This is a genomic window from Pseudomonas sp. NS1(2017) (genome assembly GCF_002269425.1).
In the GTDB taxonomy this organism is placed as follows: domain Bacteria; phylum Pseudomonadota; class Gammaproteobacteria; order Pseudomonadales; family Pseudomonadaceae; genus Aquipseudomonas; species Aquipseudomonas reactans.
In genome coordinates this window covers 919,804-926,525 of the sequence record NZ_CP022960.1, presented here as the reverse complement: position 1 = coordinate 926,525, position 6,722 = coordinate 919,804, and the positions used below count along the sequence as shown (strand labels likewise).

Below are 6,722 nucleotides of genomic sequence, written 5' to 3'. Positions count from 1 at the left end.
GTTTTTCGCGAGCAAGCTCGCTCCTACAAAAAGCAATGCGGCAATTCAGGATTCAAATAATGCAGTATTTTCATCCAACCATCCCTGCAACAACAGGGCGGCGGCGATGGCGTCCACGGGATTGTCGCGGTAGCTGCCCTTTTGCCCGCCACGGTCACGGCGCTCACCCTTGGCTTCAAAGGTGGTGAGGCGTTCATCGTGGGTATAGAAGGGCAGGTTGTAGCGGCCATTGAGGCGGCGGGCGAACTTTTCGGCGCGCAGGCACATGTCGCTGGAGGTGCCATCCATGTTCAACGGCAGGCCGACCACGACCGCATCGGGCTTCCACTCTTTAATGAGGGCTTCGACCTGGTTCCAGTCCGGCACGCCGTTCTGGGCTTTCAAGGTACACAGTTCACGGGCCTGGCCGGTGATGACCTGGCCGACCGCAACGCCGATCTGTTTGGTGCCGTAGTCAAAACCCAATATCAAACGCAAAGCCATCAGGCGTGCCCCGCCTGGCTGGTCAACAGGCTGAGGTTGACCCGCAGCTTGGCGGCAGCCGCTTCCAGGCGCAGTTCGCTGGGGGTGTTGAACAGGATTTCGGCGTCGAAGGGGCAGGTCAGCCAAGCGTTGCTGGCGAGTTCAGCCTCCAACTGGCCGGCTTCCCAGCCCGCGTAACCAAGGGTGATCACACTTTGCTCGGGGCCCACACCGTCGGCGATGGCGAACAACACGTCCTGGGAGGTGGACAGTGACACGCCGTCCAGGTCGACCGTGGCCTGGAACTTCGGCCCGGTCGGGTGCAGCACAAAACCGCGATCGGTCTGCACCGGCCCGCCGATGTAGATCGGCACACCCTGGCAACGCGTGGGCGGATCGACTTCCGGGCGCAGTTGCTCAAGGATATCCGCCAGGTTCAGCTCTTGCGGGCGGTTGACCACCAGCCCCATCGCACCATTGGCCGTGTGCTCGACGATGTAGGTCAAGGTCTGCGCAAAGTTCGGGTCGGCCATATGGGGCATGGCGATCAGGAATTGATGCTTGAGGTAGGTCGGGCTGACGTTTTTCATGTTCGATAGTGTGGCGGTGGAGGGGCGAACTGACAAGCTGGTGATGTGCCACAGGTGGCAATTGTCATCAATTGCTCGACAATCGATCGCCCTTGGCGAACTTCCAGGTGCGGATGATTTCCAGGCGGTCGACGTCGTTCAAATCACCGCTGAACGGCGCGAAAGGCGCGGCCAGGCGCACGATGCGCTGGGCGGCCTGGTCCAGCAGCGGCTGGCCGGACGACTCCAGCACCTGCACTTCATATAACGTGCCGTCGCGGTTGATTGAAACCAATAGACGCAAATTGCCGTAGATCTGCTGGCGCCTGGCTTCTTCTGGGTAGTTGAGGTTGCCGATGCGCTCGACCTTCTTGCGCCACTCGTCTTTGTACCAGGCGCCTTTGTCGCGCATGGTCGAGGCGGCGTTCAGCCGGTAGATGCGCGGGCGCTTGGCGTACAGCTGCTGTTCGTTGGCCAGTTCGGCTTCGAGGCTGGAGATTTCGTCGGACAGGGTCGAGCTGTCGAAGGTCGGCGCCGGCTTTACGGGCTCGGGCGTGGGTTCGGTCTTGGTCTTTTCGCGCTGGGTCGGGGCTTTTTGCGGCTTGGGCGCGACGGTGGTCACTGCCGCCTTGGGCGCGGCCTGCTTGACCTCGGGCTTGGGCACCGGCGGCGGGGTGACTTTATTCACCTTGTTGTCCTGGAACGGCGCCACTTCGGTGGTCTTGGGCACGGCTTTCTTGTCGAGGGTGCCACTGCCTTGTTGATTGTCCTGGGCGAGGAAGTCAGCCTTCTCGGGCTTCTTTTCACTTTTGAACGTGGCGAGGGTGATTTCCAGGGTTTTGCTGATCTGCTTGGGCTCGACCATGGTGAAACCCACGCCGAGGATCAGGGCCAGGTGAATCAACGCGGCCAGGAACAGGGTAAATCCGAGCCGATCAGCCGGGCGCACGCCACTATGGGAGAGTTCGGGGGGCAGATCGGACGGGAGTGTCATGACAAAGGAACCAACATCGCGCGTTTCACAGGTGGCGCATGATAACGCAATGTTGGTTTGTGTCCGGCTGTTCTATGTCACTTGGCTTGTAGCTTGCGCTCGATGGCGGCCATCAGCATTTCGCCGATATTGGTGCCGAACGCGTTGTCGATCTCGCGGATGCAGGTCGGGCTGGTGACGTTGATTTCGGTCAGGTGCTCGCCGATGACGTCCAGGCCTACAAACAGCAGTCCCTTTTCCCGCAGGGTTGGGCCCACTTGCGCAGCAATCCAGCGGTCCTTGTCCGACAATGGCCGCGCTTCACCACGGCCACCGGCCGCCAGGTTGCCACGGGTCTCGCCGGCTGCCGGGATGCGCGCCAGGCAGTAATCCACCGGCTCGCCGTCGATCATCAGGATGCGCTTGTCACCGTCCTTGATTGCCGGCAGGTAGGCCTGGCCCATGATCTGCTGGGTGCCCAGGGCAGTCAGGGTTTCCAGGATCACCGACAGGTTCGGGTCACCGGCACGGTGACGGAAGATCGAGGTGCCGCCCATGCCGTCCAGCGGCTTGAGGATCACATCGCCATGTTTGGCGGCGAATTCACGCAGCACGTCGGCGCGGCGGCTGACCACGGTCGGCGGCGTGCACTGTGGGAACAGGGTGGCGAACAGCTTTTCGTTGCAGTCGCGCAGGCTTTGCGGCTTGTTGACGATCAGCACACCAGCGCGCTCGGCCTGTTCCAGCAGGTAGGTGGAGTAGACGAATTCCATGTCGAACGGCGGGTCCTTGCGCATCAGGATCACGTCCAGATCGCTCAGCGGGCTGTCGATTTCGTCGGCCAGCTCGAACCACTTCTCGGGGTTGGCAAATACCTGCAGCGGGCGCATGCGCGCGCGGGCCTCGCCGTCGCCCTGGTAAAGATCGCGCTGCTCCATATAGAACAGGGTCCAGCCGCGGGCCTGGGCGGCCAGGAGCATGGCCAGCGAGCTGTCCTTTTTATAGGAAATGCTGGCGATAGGGTCCATGACAATGCCGACGCGAACGCTCATGGGGGATTTCCTCTAGCAAATAAGGGCGCATAAAAGTGGCGTCAGAGTGGCGCTGCGGCTGTTGTGGGTCAAGGAAAAACCACCTGGCCGGTTGCTCGATAGATTGCGCCCGGAGACTGTGCTAAAAAGACTGCCACGGCGCAGCAGCCCTTGAATTCCAAGGCTTGCGGCGCTCATCCTGTGCAACATCAGGCAGTACACACCGAAAACCGATTCGCTGTGGCGATGGCAGAGCAGATATGGAACAGCATTCCAACGCCTTGAGAGTGATGGTGATCGACGATTCGAAGACGATCCGCCGCACCGCTGAAACCTTGTTGAAGAACGTGGGGTGCGATGTCATCACGGCCATCGACGGTTTCGATGCCCTGGCCCGGATTGTTGATCATCACCCGCATATTATTTTTGTCGACATCATGATGCCGCGCCTGGATGGCTATCAGACCTGCGCGCTGGTGAAGAACAACCCGGCGTTCAAGTCGATCCCGGTGATCATGCTGTCGTCCAAGGACGGCCTGTTCGACAAGGCCAAGGGGCGCATCGTCGGTGTCGATCAGTTTTTGACCAAGCCTTTCAGCAAGGAAGAACTGCTGGGCGCGATCAAGGCCTACGTGCCGGGGTTCGCCGCAGTAGAACAAGCACACTGACACCGCCTCACAAGGGCTGGCGTCCACCTATGTAGTGGGGAAAACCATGGCACGTGTTCTGATCGTCGACGATTCGCCGACCGAAATGTACAAACTGACCGGCATGCTGGAAAAGCATGGCCACCAGGTCCTCAAGGCCGAAAACGGCGCGGACGGCGTGGCCCTGGCCCGCCAGGAAAAACCCGATGCCGTGCTGATGGACATCGTGATGCCGGGCCTCAATGGCTTCCAGGCCACCCGCCAGCTGTCCAAGGAGCCGGAAACCAACGGCATCCCGATCATCATCATCACCACCAAAGACCAGGAAACCGACAAGATCTGGGGCGCGCGCCAGGGCGCCAAGGATTACCTGACCAAGCCGGTGGATGAAGAAACCCTGATTGCCACCCTGAATAAGGTGCTGGCCGGCTGACGGTTTGCCATCATGACCGAGTCGCAAACCGCCTTCGAGCTGCTGTTGGACATCGACCGCCGCTGCCGCCTGCTGGCCGCTGACCTGCCGTCCCAGGAAACTCGCCTGCAACGCTGGAGCGGGATCGGCTTTCGCCTGGGCCAGCACTGGTATGTGGCGCCCATGGGCGAAGTCGCCGAAGTCCTGCATGAACCGCGTTGCACGCTGATGCCCGGGGTCAAGGCCTGGGTCAAGGGCGTGGCCAACCTGCGCGGGCGCTTGTTGCCGGTGATGGACTTGGGTGGGTTCCTCGGCCTTGAGTTGTCCAAGGCGCGCAAGCAACGGCGGGTGCTGGTGGTGGAGTTCAACGACGTGTTTGTCGGGCTGCTGGTCGACGAGGTGGTGGGGATGCAGCATTTCGCACAAGACGCGTGGCGGGCAAACACCGCGCCCGACGCAGCGTTTATTCAAGGCCGGTTCGACGGCGATCCGTCGTGGCAGGTGTTCAGCCCCTTTGCTCTGGCCCAGGCCCCTGGCTTCATGGATGTTGCCGCATGACCACCGCTACCGCACTCAAACCCCAGGCCGGCTCACGCAGCCGCTCGCAGATCATCGTGCTGTTCATCGCACTGATCGTGTTCATCATGTTGCTGTTCGCCAACTTCGCGTACCTCAACACCCAGTCCACCTACGACAAACAGTACATCGGTCACGCCGGTGAGCTGCGCGTGCTGTCCCAGCGTATCGCCAAGAACGCCACCGAAGCCGCCGCCGGCAAGGCTGCGGCGTTCAAGTTGCTGGGCGATGCGCGCAACGACTTCGCCCAGCGCTGGGGCTTCCTGAAAAAAGGTGACCCGCAAACCGGCCTGCCCGCCGCGCCCAGCGCGGTGCGTGCCGAAATGCGCGCGGTGCAGACCGACTGGGAAGCGCTGCTGAAAAACACCGACGCAATTCTCGCCAGCGAGCAGACCGTGCTGTCGTTGCATCAAGTGGCCGCAACGCTGGCCGAAACCGTGCCGCAACTGCAGATGGAATCGGAAAAGGTCGTCGATATCCTCCTGCAACGCGGCGCGCCGGCCAGCCAGGTGGCGTTGGCCCAGCGCCAATCACTGCTGGCCGAACGTATCCTCGGCGCGGTGAACACCGTGCTGGCCGGCGACGAAACCGCCGTGCAGGCCGCCGACGCCTTTGGCCGTGACGCCAACCGCTTCGGCCAGGTGCTTAACGGCATGCTCCAGGGCAACCCCGGCCTGCGCATCACTCAGGTCGAAGACCGCGACGCCCGCGCGCGGTTGGTGGAAATCGCCGAGCTGTTCGAATTCGTTTCCGGCTCCGTGGATGAAATCCTCGAAACCTCGCCACAGTTGTTCCAGGTGCGGGCCTCGGCGAGCAATATCTTCAACCTGTCGCAAACCCTGCTCGATGAGGCCTCGCACCTGGCCACCGGGTTCGAGAACCTCGCGAGTGGGCGCAGCTTCGACACCATCGGCGGTTACGTGCTGGGCCTGCTGGCGCTGGCCTCGATCATCCTGATCGGCCTGGTGATGGTGCGCGAAACCAACCGCCAATTGCACGAAACCGCCGAGAAGAACGAACGCAACCAGAACGCGATCATGCGCCTGCTGGACGAAATCGAAGACCTGGCCGACGGCGACCTCACCGTGACCGCCTCGGTGACCGAAGACTTCACCGGCACCATCGCCGATTCCATCAACTATTCCGTTGACCAACTGCGCGACCTGGTCGCCACCATCAACCTCACCGCCGGGCAAGTCGCCGGTGCCGTGCAGGATACCCAGGCCACCGCGATGCACTTGGCCCAGGCCTCGGAGCATCAGGCCCAGCAGATTGCCGAGGCGTCGACCGCGATCAACCAGATGGCCCAGTCCATCGACCAAGTCTCCGCCAACGCTGCCGAATCCTCGGCGGTGGCAGAGCGCTCGGTGGAAATCGCCAACAAGGGCAACGAGGTGGTGCATAACACCATCCACGGCATGGACAACATCCGTGAGCAGATCCAGGACACCGCCAAGCGCATCAAGCGCCTGGGCGAGTCGTCCCAAGAGATTGGCGACATTGTCAGCCTGATCGACGACATTGCCGACCAGACCAACATCCTCGCCCTCAACGCCGCTATCCAGGCCAGCATGGCCGGTGATGCCGGGCGCGGCTTTGCGGTGGTGGCAGACGAAGTGCAGCGCCTGGCCGAGCGCTCATCGGCGGCGACCCGGCAGATTGAAACGTTGGTGCGGGCGATCCAGGCCGACACCAACGAAGCGGTCATTTCCATGGAACAGACCACCACCGAAGTGGTGCGCGGCGCGCGGCTGGCCCAGGACGCCGGGGTGGCGCTGGAAGAAATCGAAGGCGTGTCGAAGACCCTGGCGGCGCTGATCCAGAGCATCTCCAACGCGGCGCAGCAACAGACCTCATCGGCCGGGCAGATCTCCCTGACCATGAACGTGATCCAGCAGATCACCACCCAGACCTCGTCGGGCTCCACGGCCACCGCCGAAAGCATCGGCAACCTGGCGAAAATGGCCAGCCAGTTGCGGCGGTCGGTGTCGGGGTTCACCTTGCCGCCGGCGCGTCCGGTGGATGAACAGCCCCACAGCCATTCATGATTTC

At 62.1% G+C, this 6,722-nt stretch carries 8 protein-coding genes; 4 read left to right on the top strand and 4 right to left on the bottom strand.

Going from position 1 to position 6,722, the window contains the following annotated elements; all coding sequences use genetic code 11:
* Window positions 1–45: 45 nt before the first annotated feature.
* From ruvX to gshB, 4 genes are all read right to left on the bottom strand, one after another.
* On the bottom strand, window positions 46–483 hold the full coding sequence (ruvX, locus tag CI807_RS04460) for a Holliday junction resolvase RuvX (protein ID WP_095013870.1): 438 nt from the start codon (window positions 481–483) through the stop codon (window positions 46–48).
* On the bottom strand, window positions 483–1,052 hold the full coding sequence (locus tag CI807_RS04455; protein WP_095013869.1) for a YqgE/AlgH family protein: 570 nt from the start codon (window positions 1,050–1,052) through the stop codon (window positions 483–485). The genes ruvX and CI807_RS04455 overlap by 1 nt, the downstream gene beginning before the upstream one ends.
* Window positions 1,053–1,119: 67 nt before the next feature.
* The gene (locus CI807_RS04450; protein WP_038850851.1) at window positions 1,120–2,025 is read right to left on the bottom strand and encodes an energy transducer TonB; all 906 of its coding nucleotides are present in this window, start codon (window positions 2,023–2,025) and stop codon (window positions 1,120–1,122) included.
* Between the two features lie 77 nt (window positions 2,026–2,102).
* On the bottom strand, window positions 2,103–3,056 hold the full coding sequence (gshB, locus tag CI807_RS04445) for a glutathione synthase (RefSeq protein WP_095013868.1): 954 nt from the start codon (window positions 3,054–3,056) through the stop codon (window positions 2,103–2,105).
* Window positions 3,057–3,295: 239 nt separating this feature from the next.
* Here gshB and pilG point away from each other — a divergent pair, with 239 nt between their 5' ends.
* Genes pilG through CI807_RS04425 form a run of 4 tightly spaced genes read left to right on the top strand, consistent with a single transcriptional unit; the run spans window position 3,296 to window position 6,718 of the window.
* Window positions 3,296–3,703, top strand: a complete 408-nt coding sequence (gene pilG, locus CI807_RS04440; RefSeq protein ID WP_010564379.1) for a twitching motility response regulator PilG — start codon at window positions 3,296–3,298, stop codon at window positions 3,701–3,703.
* A gap of 46 nt (window positions 3,704–3,749) precedes the next feature.
* The gene (pilH, locus tag CI807_RS04435) at window positions 3,750–4,115 is read left to right on the top strand and encodes a twitching motility response regulator PilH (RefSeq protein ID WP_014720320.1); all 366 of its coding nucleotides are present in this window, start codon (window positions 3,750–3,752) and stop codon (window positions 4,113–4,115) included.
* Window positions 4,116–4,127: 12 nt separating this feature from the next.
* Window positions 4,128–4,652, top strand: coding sequence for a chemotaxis protein CheW (locus CI807_RS04430; protein WP_033897068.1), 525 nt, complete (start codon window positions 4,128–4,130; stop codon window positions 4,650–4,652).
* Window positions 4,649–6,718: a methyl-accepting chemotaxis protein gene (locus tag CI807_RS04425; protein ID WP_095013867.1), complete on the top strand. Its 2,070-nt coding sequence runs from the start codon at window positions 4,649–4,651 to the stop codon at window positions 6,716–6,718. Before CI807_RS04430 ends, CI807_RS04425 begins: the two co-directional genes overlap by 4 nt.
* Window positions 6,719–6,722 lie beyond the last annotated feature (4 nt).